We start from the raw sequence: 20,744 nt of genomic DNA, 5'->3' as shown, positions 1-20,744 counted from the left end.
TGTTCATGTTTACATGGAATGATTATAGGGAAATTAAACAATATCGTAAAAATATGGAATGTACAGACGAAGAAAAAACAATCGTCTACAACATTAAGAGGGTAATAAAAATAGCGAATAGGGACAATATTTCTCGAACACAGTCTTATCAAGACTACTATGAAAGAAATAGTGAAGTTAGGTGGGCCTTTTTAGCGAGTATGGTCTCGAGAAATGCGGGATGGAATATGACTGATTTAAAAGGGAGGTATTATGCTACTATTTTACCTCAAACAGTAAAAAAGCATTTGTTTCTGACGTATGAACAAGCGAATTGGATTATTTTTTTAGATGCTTTTCCGCAGCTGTTGATATACGAAGAAAGTAAGAGGAGACAGATACCACTTTTCTATTTGTTACAATATTTCAACGTGTCAATTTTTATGGAAAAAGAATGGATATATTTTTGGAAGAAAAAAGATATAAATAGGCTCATGACAGCGCTTATTATAAATGAACAAAATAAAATTCAAAAGCCAATTATTGAGAATGCATATTTTAAAAAACATGTATTTCATACAGCGCTTTTTAAATTGCAAGAAATGCTTCATGTTAGCGCTGTTATTTTTCCAACCATTGAAGGGAAGATGTATGGTTTTTCAGTTTATCAATTTGAAACGTTACAAAAGCGTATAGAATTAGGAAAGAAATTAGCGGAGTTACTGTTTCATCCGAATTATAAAAGTTTATTCCATAGGTTTGCATTGCAAACTATACACACAGGATCAAGAGCAGATTATGAATGTTATGTAAGAGAAGCTAGAAAATCTTGTACGCCAGCCCTTAGAGAGGTCTATCCTGTCGTTGCACATAAGGAAATAGGTATGAGGGATTGGTTTTGTAGAGATACGAAAATAAATCAGTTGTTTTTACCGGAAGAGTATAAGGGGGAAGTTGATATAACAGAATGGTATAAAAGAAAGAGAGAGCAAATCTATGCTGCTTCTATCGTAAATCGTTTTGTTAAAAGGATGGATGAGTTCGTGATATAATGAAAAAGAAGTCCCGTCTTCATTTATGAAGACGGGACTTCTTAATGTGAAGTAATCCTGCCACGAGTGCTAAAAATGTAATCTCAAAACGTAATGAACATAAGAGATTAAGGATGCTTCAAAAATCAGCTTTTTGTAAAAGTGTTAAAGTTTCACTTTATGTAGCAGGGAAGTTTGGACCATCTAACTTTGGATTGCCGGTCTCGGGTTTATTTTGTTTGTTTTGTTTCTTCTTTTTTTCGGTTTTGTTCTTTGCCATTTTCATACACCTCCTTTTTGTATTGTTACCATTTCTATAAATGACATACAAAATGATTTCTTTGACGAATAACAACTAGTTTTGTCATGTGGGCAGGAGTGAGGAATCATTCGGCGAAATTACATGACAAAGGAAAAGCAAAGAAGGGGGCGTTTTATATATGGCGATGGTTCAGAAGGAAGATGTAATGAAAACAATGGATCAAATGTTAAGTTCTCTCGATTTGCTGGAAATGAATATAGGGATTAGAATGAATCATGCATTGAAGGATAAGAGTGAAAAAATATGTAATAAGATAGAAATAACAGAAATGCATATTGAGCATATGGAAAATAAATTAGTGCATCACGAAGAAAAAGGGAATTGGGTGAAGGCATTTCAAAACGTCGTAGTGAGTGCATAATAAGGTGGGAATGAAATGAAGTATGAAGCATTAATAAAGTCTTCAGAAAAACTCATGCAGTATAATAATGAAGCGAATGTGAAAAAAAGAGAGATGAACGAATACGATTTTTATAAGGATATGAAACCATTTGTAGATATGGTAGATGAGGAATTAAAGGTGTGGAAAGAATTAGCTTATAAATGGATTAAGGAAGAAAAACCGAAGTATATACATGTACAGCAAATTGATCAAGTGTACGATAATTTACAGACAAATGTGTTGCAATGTTTTGTAAATAAAGGAAAAGGTAAGCGATTCTTTGAAACACATCAAGCTATTTCGTATACTTTGCAAAATATAATTGAGCAAAGTAAGTAACAAGAGGGGAAGCCCTCTTGTTTTTTTATGCTTCTGTTATTGTTGTAGGTTTTGTTGCACCGTTTATTTCTAATTCTTTTATTAATGTACGATAATCTGAAATGCATATTTTTCCTTCGAGATACCAATGTCTCGCAAAGTCTAACAGTTCATTTACATTCTCTGTGTAATACCCCTTTTTTTGAGAAAACGCTTGTTTTAAATCCCCTAATACCATGTTGATTCCTCCCCCATGAGAATCTTCTTCTTCATTATCATAGCATGGAAGGGTTTTCTTTTTTAATTTTTTAAAAATTTAAACTTCCGACAAAAATAGACAGATACTCCGTCACACATATTATTTTGCAGGTACATATTATATATGTAGAAACTTATGTGAAGGAGGAGAGAATGCATGTTTCAACAACCTAACGCATATCAGCAAGCTAATCCATATCCCCAGCAAAATATGTACCAATATAATGCAGATACATATTTACGGTATAATATGTATCCTTTCGAGCCTTATTATGGAAATCAAAATTATTATCAGCCATTTGAAGTGTCGTTTATGAATCAACAACAACAGCAGCAACCTTATATGAACCAACAACAGCAGCCTTATATGAATTCGCAATATTATATGCCGCCATCCCCTTATGGAAATCAACAAGCAATGTTTTATCCACCAAAACAACCGTATCCGACGCAGAATAAACAAAAACAACAACAACCGAGTCAGTTTTCTAGTTTTGTTTCCCAATTTAAAACGTCAGATGGTAACTATGATGTAAATAAAATGATGAATACTGCTGGACAAATGATGAATGCAATGAATCAAGTAACAGGTATTGTAAAGCAAGTTGGAGGTTTTTTTGGTAAGTAATTTTGGAGGGTTGTCTATAAAAAAATATTTTATATGAAGTGGGGACTAGACAAATTTCATTGTAATAAATGGGTATATATAACAAACGGCTTTCCCTCTTTTCTCATACTGTAAAGTGTAATCAGATTTTCTTTAACGAGAGAGGAGAGAAAAAACTATGCATCATTGTCATCCTTGCTTTGGAGGGCATAAGCCTGTAGGACCTATTTGTACAACTGCTCCTGTCGTTCATCCGACCAAACAATGCGTAACACACTCTTTTTCAACAACGGTGGTGCCACACATCTTCCCAACACATACAACACATGTACATCATCAACAAATTAAAAACCAAAACTTCTTCCCGCAAACAAACTCGAATGTAAATGTTGTAGACCCTGTTAATCCAGGATCTGTTGGTGGATTTGGCGGTGGATTTGGCGGCGGATGTGGACCGTGTGGCCATGGTCATCATCACCACGGCCATCAAATATCTCCATTCGGACCAGGACCGAATGTATCACCATTTGGACCAGGGCCGAATGTATCACCATTTGGACCAGGACCAAATGTATCACCAGTAGGTCCAAATATCGGACCAAACGTTGGTGGAATATTTAAAAAGTAAATGATATGTTAGAACTAGCGAAATGCTAGTTCTTTTTTTGTAATTGGAGTGTTGATATGAAAGTTATTGCTGTAACGGGATATAAGCCATTTGAACTTGGTATATTTAAAAATGATCATCCAGGGGTGGAATGTATAAAAAAAGCATTGCACCGAAAGTTAACTACTTTTGTAGAAGAAGGTTTGGAATGGGTCATAATAAGTGGGCAGTTAGGAGTAGAATTATGGGCTGCTGAAGTTGTTTTTGAAATTCAAGTAGAATATCCAGATTTAAAATTAGCGGTATTTACTCCTTTTTTAGAACAAGAAGAAAGCTGGAAGGAAGATAACCGTGAATATTACGAATTTATTCTCTCTCAAGCAGACCATATTGATAGTATTACGAAACGGAAGTACGAAAGCCCGGAGCAATTTAAATTAAAAAATCAATTTTTTATTGAAAAAAGTGATGCACTTTTAGCTGTATATGATGAAGAGAAACCAGGGAGTCCTAAATATATTGTAGAAGCAGCAAAGAAAAAAGGAGAAATAGAAAATTATCACAGTTATTTCATTCTTTTTTCCGATTTACAAGATATAATAGAAGAGGAACAGTGGAATAATGCTGAGTAATATGTAATATAGTACTCGTATATATGATTGACAAAAGGCATTGTTTCTGAAAAAATTTAGGTAATGAAAGTTTTGGCAAAAATTTGAGGTGAAGAAAATGATTTCGGATAAAATTAAATTAACGGCGAAAGATATTTTAGAAAAAGAATTTAAAACAGGCATGAGAGGTTATCAACAAGAAGAAGTAGACAAGTTTCTTGATATGATCATTAAAGACTATGAAGCTTTCCACAAGGAATTTGAGCAATTAAAGCAACAAAATGCTCGTTTAAAGCGTGAATTAGAGGAACAAAAACTAGTAGCAACACAAGTGCCACAACAACCAGTTGTACAAACACCAGTTGCACAACCTGTATATAACAACACGAATACGGACATTTTAAAACGTCTATCTAATTTAGAAAAAGCTGTATTTGGAAGTAAGTTATACGAATAAATTCTAGTGGTAAAAAGGTTAAAGCATTTTACATAGAAAAAAACATTGCAAAATCTTTTTGTTTCCACTATACTAATGGATGTCATAACGTTTGGGTAATCGCTGCAACGCCAACGTTGTAGAGGAAAGTCCATGCTCGCACGGCCTGAGATGGCTGTAGTGTTCGTGCCTAGCCAATTCATAAGCTAGGGTATTCTGGCTGTAAGGCTGGTTTAACGGCAGGGAAAAAACCTAAGTCTTCGGATATGGTTTGACTACCTTTAAAGTGCCACAGTGACGAAGTCCTTGAAGAAATGATAGGAGTGGAACGAGGTAAACCCCACGAGCGAGAAACCCAAATAATGGTAGGGGAATCTTTTCCAAGGAAATGAACGATGGGAAAGGACAGGTTGTATAACCTGTAGATAGATGATTGCCACCGGAGTACGAGGCGTGGGCCGTTTGCAGTACAAAGGAACAGAACATGGCTTACAGAACGTTATGAACCAACTATGAAATAACTCAGCTCTCCTTTGTTAGAGGAGGGCTTTTTATTTGTATGAAGTTATAGTTTATGAGTTAAAATGGTTAATGAGAAAATTCTTTGTAAAATGTAATGATTAATAGGATAAATGGCTATTAATTATTGTTTGAATATACATAAGAGGTGAATGCAAATGGGAAAAGTTACTTTAATCGCAACAGCGGCAATGGGTATTGAAGCGTTAGTTGCCCGAGAAGTTCGTGATCTTGGTTATGAATGCCAAGTAGAAAACAGCAAAGTAACATTTGAAGCAGATGAAAAGGCGATTTGTCGCACGAACTTATGGTTACGTACTGCGGACCGTGTGAAAATTAAAGTTGGCGAATTCAAAGCGACAACATTTGATGAGCTGTTTGAGAAAACGAAAGCATTAAACTGGGGAGATTATATTCCAGAGAATGGGGAATTCCCTGTAATTGGTAAGTCTTTGAAATCTGAGTTGTTCAGTGTTTCAGATTGCCAACGTATCGTTAAAAAAGCTGTCGTTGAAAAATTAAAAACAACGTATAAACGTACAACTTGGTTTGAAGAAGATGGTCCGCTATTCCGCATTGAGATTGCAATGCTTAAGGATATTGCAACATTAACAATTGATGCAAGTGGTGTTGGGCTTCATAAACGTGGATACCGTATGGATCAAGGGGAAGCTCCATTAAAAGAAACATTAGCTGCGTCTTTAATTAAGTTAACAAACTGGAAGCCAGATCGTCCTTTCGTGGATCCTTTCTGTGGATCAGGTACAATTCCGATTGAAGCAGCATTAATTGGACAAAATATCGCACCAGGATTTAATCGTGGCTTTGCATCAGATGAGTGGGGCTGGGTAGGTAAACAAAACTGGCGTGAAGCTCGTCAAGAAGCTGAAGATTTGGCGAATTATGATCAACGACTGCAAATTATTGGATCAGATATCGATCATCGTATGATTCGAGTTGCTCAAGATAACGCAGAAGAAGTAGGTTTAGGTGATTTAATTACATTTAAACAAATGCAAGTAAAAGATTTCACGACAAAAGAGGATTATGGCTATGTTGTAACGAATCCTCCATACGGAGAACGTTTAAGTGAAAAAGCACTTGTTGAACAATTGTACAAAGAAATGGGACAAGTATTCCGTCCATTAGATACATGGTCAGCGTATGTATTAACAAGTTACGAAGCATTTGAGAAGTGTTACGGAAAAGATGCATCGAAGAAACGTAAACTATTTAACGGATTTATCCGTACAGATTACTACCAATACTTCGGAAAACGTCCACCGCGTAATTCATAGTATAAAACTCCTCCAGCGCGCATATACTGGCTATTATGTATTGCGTAAAGGAGGAACTGATATGGATAGTTTCCAATTATCAATGATTCAAAAAGCTATTCACCGTACGTATGATGAGCTCGGAAAAGAAGTGGATAGCCAAGGTGTGGTTGTAGATGAAATACAAAAAGCACAAGAAGAATATTTGTCAGCTCTTTCACATGAAACAGCGATTGATAAACGGTATTTAAAGTCATTAATATAGAAGAAAATTTTCCTTTTTCGAAAGGAAAATTTTTTTTCGTGTATTTCTATGTATTGCAACAGGGGAAAGTGACTGCATACATATGAGTAGCGGTTGCTATATCTTTTTATAGAAAAACTTTTTGGTTGGAGGCTAAGGATGTTTACTGAGAAGAGATTACCATTTGAAGTAGGAAAACAAGATAATTTTTATGATAAGTTGAATGAGTGGATTGGAGATGTGTTTTACGACATCCTTCCGGAAAAAGGCTTTGAAGAGCGTGATGAACAAATTTTTATGGCGTTTCAATTAGAGCGTGCTTTCCAAGAAAAGAAAGTAATGTTTGCAGAAGCGGGTGTAGGAACAGGGAAAACAATTGTATATCTTCTATATGCAATTTGCTATGCGCGTTATACTGGAAAGCCAGCTATTATCGCTTGTGCAGATGAAACGTTAATTGAGCAGCTTGTGAAAGAAGAAGGAGACATTGCGAAATTATCTGAAGCGTTAGGCTTATCAGTAGATGTAAGACTTGCGAAATCAATGGATAATTATTTATGTTTACGTAAGCTTGAAGATGTAATGAGTGGACGAGCTCCAGAAGTAATTGAAGACGTATATTATGAATTACCGCAATTCGTATTCGATCATGGTACGATGCAAAACTTTACTCACTACGGTGACCGAAAAGAATTTCCACTATTAAATGACGAAGAATGGTCAAAAGTAAATTGGGATTACTTCCAAGATTGCTTCACTTGTGATTCTCGTCATCGTTGCGGTCAAACTCTTTCACGTGAACATTATCGTAAAGCAGCAGATTTAATTATTTGTTCTCAAGATTTCTATATGGATCATATTTGGACGTACGATGCTCGTAAGCGTGAAGGACAAATTCCATTATTACCAGAAAGTAGTTGCGTTGTATTCGATGAAGGACATCTTGTAGAATATGCAGCTCAAAAAGCTTTAACATATCGTTTAAAGCAAACGATGATGGAGCAGCTTTTAACGAGATTATTACAAAATGATATTCGTGAAGAGTTTGCACATTTAGTAGAAGAAACAATTTGGCAAACAGAGCGATTCTTTGATGTGTTACAAGAAAATAAAAAGGAAATTGCCGGTTCGGACCGTTTAGAAATTACTGTGACAGAAAAAGTAACAGCTGAAGCAAAACGACTTTATGCGAAAATTGGTGAAGTCGGTGATGCATTAGTATTTGAAAGTGAAATGCATACAGTAAATACGTATGATTTAAATATCGTTGATGAACATTTAGATGTGTTAGAACATTCACTTCGTCTGTTCATGCACGAGAAAAATGTAATTACATGGGGCGAAGAAGGTGATGGAGCCTTCACGTTAGTCATTATGCCACGTGCAGTTGAAGAAGTGTTACAAGAGAAAGTATTCTCGAAGAAAATCCCGTATATCTTCTCGTCTGCTACATTATCTAATAACGATTCATTCGCGTTTACAGCAAATAGCTTAGGGGTAAAAGATTACTTATCATTCTCAGTTGCCTCACCGTTTGATTATGAGGAGCAAATGGCAGTAAACTTACTATCGCATACGAAAGAAAATGAATGGGAAAGAAAGTGTCAATATACACTTGAAAATATACAAAAAACAAATGGACGTACACTTGTATTATTCCGTACAACGCAAGAGCTTGCAGCGTTTAAAGAATATGTAAGTAAAGAACAAATGTCAGTTCCGTTCCTATATGAAGGGGATCAAGAAATTAGTCAGCTCGTTTCTCGCTTCCAAAATGAAGAAGAGACTGTACTTTGTGCCGTTCATTTATGGGAAGGTTTAGACATTCCTGGTTCATCATTATCACATGTTATCATTTGGTCATTACCATTCCCTCCAAACGATCCGGTGTTTGAAGCGAAGCGTAAACATGTTAATGATCCGTTCTGGGATGTAGATGTACCATATATGATTTTACGTCTTCGTCAAGGCATTGGTCGTTTAATTCGTACGAGTGACGATAAAGGTGCTATTTCAATCTTCTTATCTGATACAGAAGATGAGAAAGTGATAGAAGCGGTGAAAAACGTACTACCGGTAGAAGGTAAAGAATTATAAGGAGAAAGCTTGGCGCTTGCCAAGCTTTTTTTCTATTATAAAAGGAATTTAGATTTTCATGTCGAATTAAGTTTGAGGTAGAAAAGGGAGGTTTTTATACGATGACAGTAGCTACATATGAAGTAGAAAAACAATTTTTAACATATGTGAAGAAGATACAAAATTACGGAGAAGCATTAAGCTTAATGTTTTGGGACTTAAGAACAGGTGCGCCTAAAAAAGGTGTGGACCAGCGTTCAGAAGTAATTGGTATGCTTTCATCAGAAGTGTTTGCTATGTCGACTTCAGATGAGATGGGAAATTATTTAACAGAGCTTGAAGCTTTAATAAGTGAAGACAAACTTTCTGAAACTACGAAGAAAATGGTTGAAGAGTGTCGTAAAGAATATGATAGAAATAAAAAAATTCCACAAGCGGAATATGAAGCGTATGTGAAATTAGAAGCGAAAGCGGAAAGTGTGTGGGAAGAAGCCCGCGAAAAGTCTGATTTCGAAATGTTCCGTCCGTATTTAGAACAAATAGTTGAATTTAAAAAGAAATTTATTACATATTGGGGTTACGAAACATACAAATATAATACATTATTAGATATGTATGAGCCGGGTATTACAGTAGAAGTGTTAGATCACGTATTTGGTCAACTTCGTGAGCGTATCGTTCCGCTTGTAAAAGAAATATCGGAGTCACAAAAGAGATTAAAGACAAGTGCTTTATCAGAACATTTTTCAAAAGAAAAACAAAAGAACTTTACATTAGAGCTATTAAAGCAGTTGAATTATGACTTTGAAGCAGGTCGTCTTGATGAAACGGTGCATCCATTCGAGATTACATTAAATAGAGGGGATGTTCGTATTACGACACGCTATGACGAAAAGGATTTCCGTATGGCTGTGTTTGGAACAATTCATGAATGTGGTCATGCTGTATATGAACAAAATATTGCAGAAAAATTTGAAGGTACACCGCTATGTAGTGGAACATCTATGGGTATTCATGAGTCACAATCGTTATTCTTTGAGAACTTTATCGGTCGTAATAAATCATTCTGGAAGAAAAACTATGATTTATTAAAAGAGTATAGCAATGGTCAATTCAATAATATATCAGTAGATGAGTTTTATGATGCGATTAACGAATCGAAGCCATCGTTCATTCGTATAGAAGCAGATGAGCTCACATATCCGCTTCACGTTATGGTTCGTTATGAGCTTGAGAAAGAATTATTTGATGGTACATTACAAGTGAAAGATTTGCCAGCGGCTTGGAATGATAAGATGGAAGCATATTTAGGAATTCGTCCGGAAAACAATGCACAAGGTGTATTGCAAGATGTTCACTGGGCTGGTGGTTCATTTGGATACTTCCCATCTTATGCGCTTGGTTATATGTACGCAGCACAGTTTAAGCAAAGAATGTTAAAAGATATTCCGAACTTTGATGCATTATTAGAAGAAGGAAACGTAACGCCAATTCGTGAATGGCTAACTGAACATATTCACCAATATGGTAAAACGAAAAAGCCACTTGAAATTTTAGAAGATGTAACAGGCGAAGGGTTAAATGCAAATTACTTAGCAGATTATTTAGAAGTGAAGTATAAAGAAATTTATGAGTTATAAAAAAGAGCTGCTTAATTGCAGCTCTTTTTTTAGGGGGATAGAAGAATGGTTTATACATATACAGTAATGACGCAAGAAGAAGCAGAAGAAATTGCATATAACTGGCATTATGAAGGGGAATATTCCTTTTACGATATAGAGGCAGATGAAGAAGATTTAGCTGAGTTTTTACATGATGAGGGTAGAGGGGATTATACATTTTCTGTAAATGAAGATGGCATTCTCGTTGGATTTTTTACTGTTTGTAAAATAAGTGATGGAACGATTGATATAGGTCTTGGAATGAAACCTGATATAACTGGAAATGGATTTGGTTTACAGTTCGTAAATGCTGGACTAGCTTTTATTAAAGAAAAATACGGATGCAATTATATAACGTTATCAGTAGCGACATTTAATAAAAGAGCTATTAAAGTATATAAAAGGGCAGGATTTGAAGCATTTGGAACGTTTATACAGAAGACGAATGGTAGTTGTTTTGAGTTTTTGAAAATGAATTATATATGTGAAAAATAACAAAAAACAGAAGAGGGTTCTTCTGTTTTTTGCAACTTCATTAACTTTCAGTTGATAGCATGTGTACAGCTATTTCATGCATGTCTTTCAAACCTGACACTTGAGCGTATTCAGCAACAGTAATACTACTCGTTGTTAGAAGTTCGATAATATGTTCATCCATTCTTGACCAAGTTTTACCGCCAGCGTTGTCATAAGAGTGAATTAACTTTGTTAGTCCATCCTTTCCAAAGAGTAGATAATGCGATGTGAAATCTATAGATACATCACCTATCCCTACTTCTGTCCAATCGATTAAGCCAGTTACCTTATTTTTATTATCAATCAGGATATGACCTGGATGGATATCCCCATGCTTTACTCCTACGTGAGATGGCCAAAAAGAGTCTTCAGCTAGCCATGCTTGCCAACGATCCCATAAGTTTTGATTGATGTGGTATTGTTCCTTCACTCGATTCATCCTTTGTTTCATAGAAGTTCTTAATTCATTAGCAGTAAGAATTTCAACACCTATACTATTAAATTTTTGCTGAGGTAATGAGTGTAAATTCGCTAAAACTTTTCCTAAGGAAATATAGTATTCAGTTGGTACATCCTTTTCGTTAAAGGTCCATATATAACCTTGTTGTTCTATATCGATAGTAGCGGCAGGAACGCCACTTAGTTGTTTATAAGCAATTAGTTCCTCAGAAAATATAGACCAATCAGGAACTTGGAATTCTGCATGTTTTTTCATGATTTCTAATGCTTCTTTTTCACGTAGAGCATGTCTCATAGATTCTCGTCTACGAGGAATTCGTAGTATCCATTTATCCCCGTTTTGTTCTTTGACGTGTGCTACTTGAAAGTCAACGCCAGATTCATTGATTTCTATTGAATCTTCTAATATATTTAGTCCTTCCTTATTTGCTAATTGTTTCACTTTAAGTGTATTCATTTTGATTTCCTCCAAATGTTTATTTAGGTTTCAATGTTTTCATACGTTTTCTGTTACGAATTGTTTCTAACTACATCCATATGATTAAAGTAGCAAGATATAAGAAAATGTAATCATAAAAAAACCACAGACGGGCTTCTGTCTGTGGTTAAGAGTAAACGAGGATATAATGAAAAAACGTCTCTTTTTGTATCAAAAAAATATACGAAAAAAAGACAGATGTATATCTGCCTTTCTTCATATGGAAAGTGTATTCTTCCGTTGAAGATTATTAAAAATGTGCAGACTAATCCCGTTTACTCTGCTTTATGAAAACAGAGCCTTTGAACGTATTAAGTTACTTATTGTTCAAAGTTTGCTGACGTAGTCTTCCTGCATGCATCATCTTTAACAATCCTCCTTTTAATAGTATAGTGTTACTATACTTTGTTTATAAGTAAACATCAACAAAAAATACTAGATGTAATATGTAAAAATGAATTAAATAAAAATTTACATTCGGAAAATAGAAGAAATGATGTTAGCTTTTATAATTGGAAGTTTTGGAAGAGGATTTGTATTAGTAGCAAATAGTAAGTTTAGCAAGGAAGGTAGAGGTAAGCATGGTTACAATTAAAACGAAAAATGAAATAGATTTGATGCACGAATCCGGGAAGTTACTTGCTTCATGTCATAGGGAAATTGCAAAAATGATGAAACCAGGTATTACGACAAAAGAAATTAATACGTTTGTTGAAGCATATTTAGAAAAGCATGGTGCAATATCTCAGCAGAAAGGATATAACGGGTATCCATATGCGATATGTGCATCTATAAACGATGAAATGTGTCATGGGTTTCCGGTGGATGTACCTTTAACTGAGGGCGATATTGTAACAATTGACATGGTAGTAAACTTAAATGGTGGTCTTTCAGATTCTGCTTGGACGTATAGAGTTGGAAATGTTTCAGAAGAAGCAGAAAGGTTATTGTTAGTAGCTGAGAATGCATTGTATAAAGGAATTGATCAGGCGGTAATCGGTAATCATGTTGGAGATATTGGCTATGCAATTGAAAGTTACGTAGCAAATGAAGGCTTTTCTGTCGCAAGAGACTTTACGGGACATGGAATCGGTAAGGAGATTCATGAAGAACCAGCAATTTTTCATTTTGGGAAACAAGGACAAGGGCCTGAGCTGCAAGAAGGAATGGTAATTACAATTGAGCCAATTGTAAATGTAGGTATGCGATATTCGAAAGTAGATTTAAATGGATGGGCTGCAAGAACGATGGACGGGAAATTATCAGCGCAATATGAGTATACAATTGCGATTACAAAAGATGGGCCAATCGTTTTAACGGCGCTTTGAAATAATATGTAAGAGTTTACAAAACTCGAACGAAAATGATGTTTTGATAAAATTTGTACGTGTTTTGTTAATAAATACTTTTCAAAGTATAAAAAGTGCGTTATAATCCATCTATAAAATAAATAGTTAGCTACACTCATATAATCGCGGGGATATGGCCTGCAAGTTTCTACCGAAGTACCGTAAATACTTTGACTATGAGTGAGGACGAATATATTTGCTTGTTTAGCATTCTTTTTTGCGAAACTCCAAAAGCGCGTCTCTCACTTGTAACGAGTGGTGGCGGCTTTTGGAGTTTTTTTATTGCATAAGAGGGGGAACAAACATGAAAGTATTACAAGAAAAGATTTTGAACGAAGGAAAGGTTTTATCTGGTGACGTATTAAAGGTAGATGCTTTTTTAAACCATCAAATTGACCCAGTACTTATGCAAGAAATCGGAAAAGAATTTGCTAAACGTTTTAAAGAAGAGAACATTACAAAGATCGTGACGATTGAATCTTCAGGCATTGCACCAGCTGTTATGGCTGCATTAGAGCTTGGTGTAAAAGTAATTTTTGCAAGAAAACGTAAATCGTTAACGTTACAAGATAATATGTACGTTGCAAACGTATATTCATTTACGAAACAAGAAACGAATGAAATTTCATTATCTCGAAATCATATTGATAAAAGTGATCGCGTTTTAATTATCGATGACTTTTTAGCAAACGGTCAGGCTGCTTTAGGGTTAATGAGTTTAGTAGAGCAAGCAGGAGCCAGTATTGCAGGAATTGGGATTGTTATTGAAAAAGCATTTCAAGATGGAGGAAAGAAGCTTCGTGAACAAGGAGTTCGTGTTGAGTCACTAGCAGAAATTGCATCACTTGATAACGGCACAGTTACATTTGTACAGCATGAAACTGCGGAGGTGAAATAAGCGATGAAGCAACATCCATTTAAAATCGCATCGCTTGGTATGCAGCATATGCTTGCTATGTATGCTGGTGCAATTATCGTTCCGCTTATTGTGGGCGGTGGACTTGGTTTAAATCAAAAAGAATTAACATACTTAGTCTCAATTGATTTATTAATGTGCGGCGTTGCGACAATTTTACAAGCATTATCAAATCGCTTTTTCGGTATTGGACTTCCAGTTGTACTTGGTTGTACATTTACAGCGGTTGGGCCGATGATTGCAATCGGGAAACAATACGGCGTGTCTTCTATTTATGGAGCAATTATTGCCGCCGGGTTATTCGTTGTTATTTTTGCGAAATTATTTGGAAAGCTTGTAAAACTGTTTCCACCTGTTGTAACAGGATCTGTCGTTACTGTAATTGGAGTTACACTAGTTCCAGCGGCAATTAATGATATGGCTGGAGGAGTAGGAAGTAAAGATTTCGGTAGTCTTGAAAATTTAGCATTAGCATTTGGTGTGTTACTATTTATCATCATTATGTATCGTTTCTTTGACGGGTTTATTCGTTCAATCTCTATTTTACTAGGTCTATTGTTCGGTACAATCGTTGCAGCATTTATGGGAAAAGTAAGCTTGCAAGCAGTTGGAGAAGCGGATTGGTTCCATGGTATTCAGCCGTTTTACTTCGGTACACCAACATTTGAATTGACGCCAATTATTACGATGATTTTAGTTGCTTGCGTAGGCATTGTAGAAGCAACAGGTGTTTACTTTGCATTATCTGATATTTGCAATAAAAAGATCGGTGAAAAAGAATTAACAAAAGGGTATCGCGCAGAAGGATTAGCGATGGTGTTAGGCGGAATTTTCAATGCATTTCCATATACGACATATTCTCAAAACGTAGGACTTGTTCAATTAACTGGAGTAAGAAATCGCGTTATTATTTATACTTGTGGTGGTATGTTAATCGTTCTTGGGTTCATTCCTAAAATCGCAGCTATTACAACAATTATTCCGAAATCAGTACTTGGCGGTGCAATGTTAGCAATGTTCGGTATGGTAATGGCATATGGTATTAAAATGTTAAGTAGCGTTGATTTTGGTAAACAAGAAAATTTATTAATCGTTGCATGCTCTGTCGGAATTGGACTTGGAGTTACAGTTGTTCCTACTTTATTCTCACAACTTCCAGAAAGCATTCGTATTTTAACAGATAACGGAATTGTACTTGGAAGTGCGTCAGCAGTACTTTTAAATATTGTATTTAATATGGTGCCGCAGCGTAAAGTGAAAGTAAAAGAAGAGCCCGTGTCTATGCAAAGCGCGGTAAGAGAAGCGTAAAAAAAGCAAGGTCTCGTTACGAGACCTTGCTTTTCTTTTTAAGTGGCATCATTTTCCCATAAGTACCAAGACGCCAAATGTACTCAAGTGGCCCATATTGATAACGTGACAGCCACCAGCGGCTAATAAAAATTTGTAACGTGTAGAAACCGACGCAGAATAGTGGTCCTACCCATAATGGAGCAAGATAATCATTTTTGAACAATAGTCCGAATACAAGTAACGTAACAATTGTATGCGAGATGTAGTTTGTTAACGCCATTCGACCAACGTATTGGAACGGGCGTAATAATGTTTGCCATTTTTCTTTTTGTAATAAACGCATGAGCGTGAAAATGTAGAATATGAATAATGTCTTTCCGCTGAACATTGTAAAGACCTGCATATAAATCGGTTCATAAGATGGTTTTGAAAAGAAATAACGGATCATGAAGAACCACATTGGCAATGTTAAAATGAACATAATAATTTGCCATTTTTTAAGCTTTGGATCTAACTCTTTCGTGCGTCGGAAAATATCTTTTTTCCCTGCGTATAACCCAAGTAAAAATAGCCCAACTGTTTCTGGGAGCATGAATGCATTTAGTCCAATTCCGTCAGCATAAAATGCATGGAAACGATTTTGTATTTGTGACACCCAGTCTTCAAGTGGCATGATAGGTAAGGAAAATCCTAACTCTGCCTTCGGAACGAATGCAATCATAATACCAGCGAGTAGCATGAAAAACTGAAAAATACTTAATAAAACGATTGCCCATACTAAAATGGTACGAGGTTCTCTCTTATAAAATAAAAATAAGAAAAATCCAGCGATTGCATAAGTATGTAAAATGTCTCCGTCCCATAAAAGAACGTAATGTAAGAAACCGAATAATAATAAAATAAGTAGGCGACGAACAAATAAGGTATTTGGTCGATCTGTTTTCGCTTCAGCACGAGTCATAAAAATGTAAAAGCCTAGGCCGAATAAAAACGAAAAGATAGTATAAAACTTCGTTTGAATAAACATATCGTAAAATAGACGGATATAACTATCTAGCCCCTCATAAACTCCTGAAAGATCACTTGAGTCAATCCCAGCGATGACAGGCCAGTTAACGAGAAAAATACCTAGTACAGCTATTCCTCTAATAATATCGATGGAGTGTATCCTCTCGCCTTGTGAAATGTTTTGTGTCATTATTTTCCTCCTTGTTAAGTAATTCCCTTTTATTATACAAAATGTAAAGAGGAGGGTATATAAGTAATTTCCAATTTTTAAAACTGTTAAGATATGTATTATGAGATATAATAAGAGTGCACAACAAGTTTTAACTTTCTTCAAAACAGGCAGTAAAGCTCCTTTCTATAAGGGGCTTTCTTTATGAAAAGTATTGATAATGATTCTCTTTAATGATAAAATGTATTCAAAAGTGATAATCATTATCAAAAAAGGTTGGTGCATCAGTATGGTATATGCATTAGTAGCAGGTACAGTCGCTGTATATGCAGTTATTGCAAAGTATGTTTTAAATGGAGTAGGAACAGCAAAATGAGTGATATGACATAAAATCCCTTTCATTTGTAAAAAGAATGAAAGGGATTTTTTATTTTTAATGAGAATATGCTGAAAATTTAGTATGATAGTAAAGTGAAACTGTAATCAATGAGGGGGTGTATCTCCTGATGATTACGAGCTCGCAAATAGCGGGAAAAAGTATATACATCTTGGATAAAGGGGAACAAGGGGATGACAAACATAGTACAGACAAACGGTATGAAAAAACTTGTTTGTTTTTATGAAGAGTGGCAAAAACACGGCGATGCAGAGAATAGTGTAAAGTTGTTTGAGGTGATTCAAAAGTATAAACAAAATCAGCTTATGATCGCGTTCTGCGGTCACTTCTCTGCAGGGAAATCAACGATGATGAATCATCTATATAAAGCGCAGTTATTACCGACAAGTCCGATTCCGACAAGCGCTAACGTTGTCAAAATTGAAAAAGGAATGGATCGTGTTGTTGTAACAGTTAAATCTGGAGAGCAGTACGAGTATGACGGTGCATATTCAGCTGAAGAATTAAAACAAATTTGTAAAGACGGTGATGAGGTAATTGGTGTTCACATTTATCGGAATGATGCGCCAATTCCTGAAGGTGTTATGTTAGTTGATACACCAGGGATTGATTCAACAGATGATGCCCATCAACTAGCGACAGAATCAACGCTACATCTAGCAGACGTAATTTTTTATATGATGGATTATAATCACGTCCAATCGGAAGTGAATTTACAATTTGTTAAAGAATTGAAACAACGTAATAAAACGGTTTATCTCGTTGTAAATCAAATAGATAAACATAAAGAAAACGAATTATCGTTTGAAAATTATAAAGATAGTGTAAAACAATCGTTCTCTAATTGGGATATTGAAGTAGATGGAGTGTATTATACGTCATTACGAATGATGAACCATCCACATAATGAAATTGGAAGTTTAGAAACATTAATTACTTCTATTATGAAAGAAAAAGAGCAGTATGTAAGAGATGGAATGGAGAGAGAAACAGAATATTTAATGGGGGAACATTTCTCGTTTATTCTTTCCGAAAATGAAAAAGCTCTTTTGAAATATGAGGAAGAGTTAGCATCACCGCTTTCCATTTCAGAGATAGTTGAAAAGAAAGAAGAGCTAACGGAAACGAAACATCGCGAGGCTAGTAAAGAGTCTCATGTGAGAAATGAATTTATAAAAAGCTTACAAGCTATATTAGATAACGCGTATTTAATGCCATTTGAAATGAGAGAGTTGGCAAATGCGTATTTAGAAACGAAATTAACAAAGTTTAAGGTTGGTTTGCTATTTGCGAAAGGAAAGACGGAGCAAGAAAAACAGAGACGTTTAGATGCTTTTTATTCTGCTTTGCAAAAGACTGTTGAAACGCAACTTGATTTCCATGTGAAAGAGTTTATTGTTGCCTTCTTAAAAGAAGAAGGATTGTTTACAGAGGAACTTGGGAAAGACATATATGCTTTAGAGATTGCTTTTAGGCCAGAAATGTTGGCTGAAGTTATTAAACAAGGGGCAGGTTTCACAGGTGATTACTTACTTCTTTATACAGCGGATGTAGCGAATGAACTGAAGAAACGCTATTTTACAAAAGCACAGCAAATTTTTGATAAAAGTGCAGTCGTTTTAAAGAAAAAAGTGAAGGAAGCAGTTGCTCGCATTGAAGAAGAGATTGAAAAATATGCGATGTTGCAAACTGCAAAAGAAACGAAATTGCAATACAGTAACAATTTGGAGACGTATGAAAGTTATTTGCAAAATGTTTGGCATGAGCGTGTTACTACACCAGAAGGATTGCAAATAGGGGAGATATTACAAAGTAAGAAACAAATTGTTAGTGAGAAATTCACACTACAAGAGCAGGAAGTTGTAAATGATAACGTAGCGGCTCATGAGGAAGAGATAAAAGGAACGGCAGCTTTAAATATTCAGCGTATATTAGAGAAAGTGAAGAAAGCTGAAACGATATTAGAGCCATTGCCAGCGCTAAAGCACGTACAACAAGAGGTAATAGAGAAAAGGCGTCGTGTGGAAACGAAACAATTTACAGTAGCGTTATTCGGAGCTTTTAGCGCTGGTAAATCATCCTTTGCCAATGCATTGCTTGGTGAGAAGGTACTTCCTGTGTCACCAAATCCGACGACGGCAACAATTAATCAAATTTTGCCGGTTACAGAAGAAAAACCACACGGAACAGTAATAGTTCAATTTAAATCAAAGCAAGCTTTATTAGAAGATATGAAAGCTGTTTATAAGCTATTTCATTATGAGATTACTACGTTAGATGAAGCGTTAGCACAAATTGATAAAGTTATGAAATATCCTTCACCAACTGGAAAGCAAAAAACAACATTTAGCTTTTTACGAGCGGTACAAAAAGGGTATGATACGGTTTCTGCTCATTTAGGGGAGCAAGTACAAGTTACATTAGAAGAGTTTTCTGATTATGTAGCGAATGAAGAAAAATCTTGTTTTGTTGAGTACATGGAGCTTTATTATGATTGTGCATTAACAAGGCAAGGCGTAGCGCTTGTAGACACACCTGGAGCGGATTCTATTAACGCCCGCCATACAGACGTTGCGTTCCAGTATATAAAGAACGCAGATGCTATTTTATTTGTAACATATTATAATCATGTGTTTTCTCGTGCTGACCGTGAATTCTTAATCCAGCTTGGTCGTGTAAAGGATACTTTTGCTCTTGATAAAATGTTCTTCTTAATTAATGCGGCCGATTTAGCAGAGTCTGAAGAAGAACTTGAAATGGTAAAAGGATATATCGCAGACCAGCTACTGCAATACGGTATTAGAAATCCGCGTTTATTTGCAATTTCAAGTTTATGTGCGCTTGAAGAGAAACAAGGAAAACATATTGAAAAAGAGAAATACGGTATTTTACAAAACTCTGGGATTGCTAAGTTCGAGGAATCATTTACATCCTTTATGATGAGAGATTTAATGCTCGTATCTGTTCATGCTTTATATGGTGCATTGCAAGGGGCAGGTCAGCTTTTAGTAAATATGATAAATGGTGCAAAGCAAGGGAATGAAGAGAAAGAGAAGCAAACGAAAAAATATGAAGCAGAGCGTGATCAACTACTTCATATTATTTCATCATATAGTGTGCTTGCTGAAGAGCAGGCGATGCAAAACGAAGTGAAAGAATTGCTTTATTACGTACAACAGCGTCTGTTCCTACGCTATAACGATGTGTTTACTGAATTTATTAATCCAGCATCTCTTCGAACGGATGGAAATGTAAAAGTGCAGTTGCAACAATGTGTTATGGAATTAGTAGCATTTATTCAGTATGATTTATTACAAGAAATGCGTGCGACATCATTACGCCTTGAGAAATGGATAGATGAAGCGATGAAACGTGCAAAGAATGAAATTGTGGTGAACTGTAAAATAGAAAATGAATCAATTTCTATGAGTGGAACAGTAGAATATGAATATAAAGATATTACACATAAAGAACCGTTCCCTTCAGTTGAAATAAAAGATTTCAAAAAAGCATTGGCACATTTTAAAAATGAAAAAAGCTTTTTTGAAAAAAATGATAAAGCTTTCATGCAAGAAGAGGCTAAAGTTGTATTAGAGCCTTTCGTATCAAACTATGTAGCTGATGAAAAAGATTTATTTGTTCATCACTATAAGGAAGAGTGGGATATGAAATGGAACTTATTCCAAAAAGTGATGCAGCAAGATGTTATGAACTATTATGAAAGTATATTATTTGCATTGGCTGAAACGATTGATGTATCACTATATGAACAAAGTAAAGAACAATTGCAAAAGCAGTTAGTGGAGATTGAAAAAGAAATTTATGTGATCTAGT

Annotated in this window: 21 protein-coding genes, 1 other RNA gene and 1 riboswitch; of the genes, 18 read left to right on the top strand and 4 right to left on the bottom strand. The window is 35.4% G+C overall.

Annotated elements, in window-relative coordinates:
* Positions 1 to 5: 5 nt before the first annotated feature.
* Positions 6 to 1,031, top strand: coding sequence for a DUF2515 domain-containing protein (locus ACUXEY_RS13445; protein WP_461300917.1), 1,026 nt, complete (start codon positions 6 to 8; stop codon positions 1,029 to 1,031).
* Positions 1,032 to 1,188: 157 nt separating this feature from the next.
* On the opposite strand, the gene ACUXEY_RS13440 is transcribed toward ACUXEY_RS13445, so the two are convergent.
* Positions 1,189 to 1,365, bottom strand: a complete 177-nt coding sequence (locus tag ACUXEY_RS13440; protein ID WP_208326574.1) for a phage portal protein — start codon at positions 1,363 to 1,365, stop codon at positions 1,189 to 1,191.
* An 85-nt stretch (positions 1,366 to 1,450) separates the two neighbouring features.
* On the opposite strand from ACUXEY_RS13440, the gene ACUXEY_RS13435 reads away from it, so the two are divergent.
* A complete protein-coding gene (locus ACUXEY_RS13435; RefSeq protein WP_001252039.1) occupies positions 1,451 to 1,693 on the top strand; it encodes a hypothetical protein in 243 nt (80 codons plus the stop codon).
* 15 nt (positions 1,694 to 1,708) lie between these two features.
* A complete protein-coding gene (locus ACUXEY_RS13430; RefSeq protein WP_429602188.1) occupies positions 1,709 to 2,053 on the top strand; it encodes a YppE family protein in 345 nt (114 codons plus the stop codon).
* Between the two features lie 25 nt (positions 2,054 to 2,078).
* On the opposite strand, the gene ACUXEY_RS13425 is transcribed toward ACUXEY_RS13430, so the two are convergent.
* Entirely contained in the window at positions 2,079 to 2,270 is a 192-nt protein-coding gene (locus tag ACUXEY_RS13425; protein WP_166702192.1) for a YppF family protein, read from the bottom strand.
* A gap of 177 nt (positions 2,271 to 2,447) precedes the next feature.
* On the opposite strand from ACUXEY_RS13425, the gene ACUXEY_RS13420 reads away from it, so the two are divergent.
* The 10 genes from ACUXEY_RS13420 (at position 2,448) to ACUXEY_RS13375 (ending at position 10,823) form a co-directional block, all read left to right on the top strand.
* Positions 2,448 to 2,918, top strand: a complete 471-nt coding sequence (locus ACUXEY_RS13420; RefSeq protein ID WP_429602189.1) for a YppG family protein — start codon at positions 2,448 to 2,450, stop codon at positions 2,916 to 2,918.
* A 157-nt stretch (positions 2,919 to 3,075) separates the two neighbouring features.
* Positions 3,076 to 3,525: a CotD family spore coat protein gene (locus tag ACUXEY_RS13415; protein WP_461300916.1), complete on the top strand. Its 450-nt coding sequence runs from the start codon at positions 3,076 to 3,078 to the stop codon at positions 3,523 to 3,525.
* Between the two features lie 56 nt (positions 3,526 to 3,581).
* Positions 3,582 to 4,136, top strand: a complete 555-nt coding sequence (locus ACUXEY_RS13410) for an SLOG family protein (RefSeq protein ID WP_048527093.1) — start codon at positions 3,582 to 3,584, stop codon at positions 4,134 to 4,136.
* 97 nt (positions 4,137 to 4,233) lie between these two features.
* A complete protein-coding gene (gpsB, locus tag ACUXEY_RS13405; protein WP_000622433.1) occupies positions 4,234 to 4,572 on the top strand; it encodes a cell division regulator GpsB in 339 nt (112 codons plus the stop codon).
* An 87-nt stretch (positions 4,573 to 4,659) separates the two neighbouring features.
* An RNA gene (gene rnpB / locus ACUXEY_RS13400) (RNase P RNA component class B) lies at positions 4,660 to 5,048 on the top strand.
* A 180-nt stretch (positions 5,049 to 5,228) separates the two neighbouring features.
* The gene (locus ACUXEY_RS13395; protein WP_000521224.1) at positions 5,229 to 6,368 is read left to right on the top strand and encodes a THUMP domain-containing class I SAM-dependent RNA methyltransferase; all 1,140 of its coding nucleotides are present in this window, start codon (positions 5,229 to 5,231) and stop codon (positions 6,366 to 6,368) included.
* 61 nt (positions 6,369 to 6,429) lie between these two features.
* Positions 6,430 to 6,612, top strand: coding sequence for a DUF3921 domain-containing protein (locus ACUXEY_RS13390; RefSeq protein ID WP_166702199.1), 183 nt, complete (start codon positions 6,430 to 6,432; stop codon positions 6,610 to 6,612).
* A gap of 138 nt (positions 6,613 to 6,750) precedes the next feature.
* Positions 6,751 to 8,688 carry an ATP-dependent DNA helicase gene (locus tag ACUXEY_RS13385; RefSeq protein ID WP_000493698.1) on the top strand — a complete coding sequence of 646 codons (1,938 nt, stop codon included), beginning with the start codon at positions 6,751 to 6,753 and terminating at the stop codon, positions 8,686 to 8,688.
* A gap of 101 nt (positions 8,689 to 8,789) precedes the next feature.
* Entirely contained in the window at positions 8,790 to 10,307 is a 1,518-nt protein-coding gene (ypwA, locus tag ACUXEY_RS13380) for a carboxypeptidase (protein ID WP_461300915.1), read from the top strand.
* A 45-nt stretch (positions 10,308 to 10,352) separates the two neighbouring features.
* Positions 10,353 to 10,823 (top strand): GNAT family N-acetyltransferase, encoded by a 471-nt coding sequence (locus tag ACUXEY_RS13375; RefSeq protein ID WP_461300914.1) that lies wholly within the window; start codon positions 10,353 to 10,355, stop codon positions 10,821 to 10,823.
* Positions 10,824 to 10,863: 40 nt separating this feature from the next.
* Here ACUXEY_RS13375 and mphL read toward each other — a convergent pair whose 3' ends face one another.
* On the bottom strand, positions 10,864 to 11,760 hold the full coding sequence (mphL, locus tag ACUXEY_RS13370; protein ID WP_001094257.1) for a macrolide 2'-phosphotransferase MphL: 897 nt from the start codon (positions 11,758 to 11,760) through the stop codon (positions 10,864 to 10,866).
* Positions 11,761 to 12,362: 602 nt separating this feature from the next.
* Here mphL and ACUXEY_RS13365 point away from each other — a divergent pair.
* The 3 genes from ACUXEY_RS13365 (at position 12,363) to pbuX (ending at position 15,354) form a co-directional block, all read left to right on the top strand.
* Positions 12,363 to 13,109, top strand: coding sequence for a type I methionyl aminopeptidase (locus tag ACUXEY_RS13365; RefSeq protein WP_461300913.1), 747 nt, complete (start codon positions 12,363 to 12,365; stop codon positions 13,107 to 13,109).
* A gap of 116 nt (positions 13,110 to 13,225) precedes the next feature.
* Positions 13,226 to 13,327, top strand: a riboswitch (purine riboswitch).
* 107 nt (positions 13,328 to 13,434) lie between these two features.
* A complete protein-coding gene (locus tag ACUXEY_RS13360; RefSeq protein WP_461300912.1) occupies positions 13,435 to 14,028 on the top strand; it encodes a xanthine phosphoribosyltransferase in 594 nt (197 codons plus the stop codon).
* A 3-nt stretch (positions 14,029 to 14,031) separates the two neighbouring features.
* On the top strand, positions 14,032 to 15,354 hold the full coding sequence (pbuX, locus tag ACUXEY_RS13355; RefSeq protein WP_046958940.1) for a xanthine permease PbuX: 1,323 nt from the start codon (positions 14,032 to 14,034) through the stop codon (positions 15,352 to 15,354).
* Between the two features lie 16 nt (positions 15,355 to 15,370).
* Here pbuX and ACUXEY_RS13350 read toward each other — a convergent pair whose 3' ends face one another.
* Complete coding sequence (locus tag ACUXEY_RS13350; RefSeq protein WP_461300911.1) at positions 15,371 to 16,534, bottom strand: DUF418 domain-containing protein; 1,164 nt, start codon at positions 16,532 to 16,534, stop codon at positions 15,371 to 15,373.
* A gap of 199 nt (positions 16,535 to 16,733) precedes the next feature.
* On the opposite strand from ACUXEY_RS13350, the gene ACUXEY_RS13345 reads away from it, so the two are divergent.
* Together ACUXEY_RS13345 and ACUXEY_RS13340 are read left to right on the top strand one after the other, a co-directional pair.
* Positions 16,734 to 16,889, top strand: a complete 156-nt coding sequence (locus tag ACUXEY_RS13345) for a hypothetical protein (protein WP_166702210.1) — start codon at positions 16,734 to 16,736, stop codon at positions 16,887 to 16,889.
* A 194-nt stretch (positions 16,890 to 17,083) separates the two neighbouring features.
* Positions 17,084 to 20,743, top strand: coding sequence for a dynamin family protein (locus tag ACUXEY_RS13340; RefSeq protein WP_461300910.1), 3,660 nt, complete (start codon positions 17,084 to 17,086; stop codon positions 20,741 to 20,743).
* The last annotated feature ends 1 nt before the right edge of the window (position 20,744 follow it).

This window comes from Bacillus sp. F9_6S_D1_P_5 (assembly GCF_054823925.1).
Note: the sequence above shows the minus strand (reverse complement) of the source record. Positions and strands in the feature narration are given on the sequence as shown.

What these genes read in the sequence shown, in the direction of transcription:
- ACUXEY_RS13345 (WP_166702210.1), top strand. Translation starts at nt 16,734, where the DNA reads ATGATTCTCTTTAATGATAAAATGTATTCAAAAGTGATAATCATTATC.
- ACUXEY_RS13385 (WP_000493698.1), top strand. Translation starts at nt 6,751, where the DNA reads ATGTTTACTGAGAAGAGATTACCATTTGAAGTAGGAAAACAAGATAAT.
- ypwA (WP_461300915.1), top strand. Translation starts at nt 8,790, where the DNA reads ATGACAGTAGCTACATATGAAGTAGAAAAACAATTTTTAACATATGTG.
- ACUXEY_RS13395 (WP_000521224.1), top strand. Translation starts at nt 5,229, where the DNA reads ATGGGAAAAGTTACTTTAATCGCAACAGCGGCAATGGGTATTGAAGCG.
- ACUXEY_RS13415 (WP_461300916.1), top strand. Translation starts at nt 3,076, where the DNA reads ATGCATCATTGTCATCCTTGCTTTGGAGGGCATAAGCCTGTAGGACCT.
- ACUXEY_RS13435 (WP_001252039.1), top strand. Translation starts at nt 1,451, where the DNA reads ATGGCGATGGTTCAGAAGGAAGATGTAATGAAAACAATGGATCAAATG.
- ACUXEY_RS13430 (WP_429602188.1), top strand. Translation starts at nt 1,709, where the DNA reads ATGAAGTATGAAGCATTAATAAAGTCTTCAGAAAAACTCATGCAGTAT.
- ACUXEY_RS13410 (WP_048527093.1), top strand. Translation starts at nt 3,582, where the DNA reads ATGAAAGTTATTGCTGTAACGGGATATAAGCCATTTGAACTTGGTATA.
- ACUXEY_RS13390 (WP_166702199.1), top strand. Translation starts at nt 6,430, where the DNA reads ATGGATAGTTTCCAATTATCAATGATTCAAAAAGCTATTCACCGTACG.
- ACUXEY_RS13365 (WP_461300913.1), top strand. Translation starts at nt 12,363, where the DNA reads ATGGTTACAATTAAAACGAAAAATGAAATAGATTTGATGCACGAATCC.
- ACUXEY_RS13375 (WP_461300914.1), top strand. Translation starts at nt 10,353, where the DNA reads ATGGTTTATACATATACAGTAATGACGCAAGAAGAAGCAGAAGAAATT.
- gpsB (WP_000622433.1), top strand. Translation starts at nt 4,234, where the DNA reads ATGATTTCGGATAAAATTAAATTAACGGCGAAAGATATTTTAGAAAAA.
- pbuX (WP_046958940.1), top strand. Translation starts at nt 14,032, where the DNA reads ATGAAGCAACATCCATTTAAAATCGCATCGCTTGGTATGCAGCATATG.
- ACUXEY_RS13360 (WP_461300912.1), top strand. Translation starts at nt 13,435, where the DNA reads ATGAAAGTATTACAAGAAAAGATTTTGAACGAAGGAAAGGTTTTATCT.
- ACUXEY_RS13350 (WP_461300911.1), bottom strand. Translation starts at nt 16,534, where the DNA reads ATGACACAAAACATTTCACAAGGCGAGAGGATACACTCCATCGATATT.
- ACUXEY_RS13340 (WP_461300910.1), top strand. Translation starts at nt 17,084, where the DNA reads ATGACAAACATAGTACAGACAAACGGTATGAAAAAACTTGTTTGTTTT.
- mphL (WP_001094257.1), bottom strand. Translation starts at nt 11,760, where the DNA reads ATGAATACACTTAAAGTGAAACAATTAGCAAATAAGGAAGGACTAAAT.
- ACUXEY_RS13445 (WP_461300917.1), top strand. Translation starts at nt 6, where the DNA reads ATGTTTACATGGAATGATTATAGGGAAATTAAACAATATCGTAAAAAT.
- ACUXEY_RS13420 (WP_429602189.1), top strand. Translation starts at nt 2,448, where the DNA reads ATGTTTCAACAACCTAACGCATATCAGCAAGCTAATCCATATCCCCAG.
- ACUXEY_RS13425 (WP_166702192.1), bottom strand. Translation starts at nt 2,270, where the DNA reads ATGGTATTAGGGGATTTAAAACAAGCGTTTTCTCAAAAAAAGGGGTAT.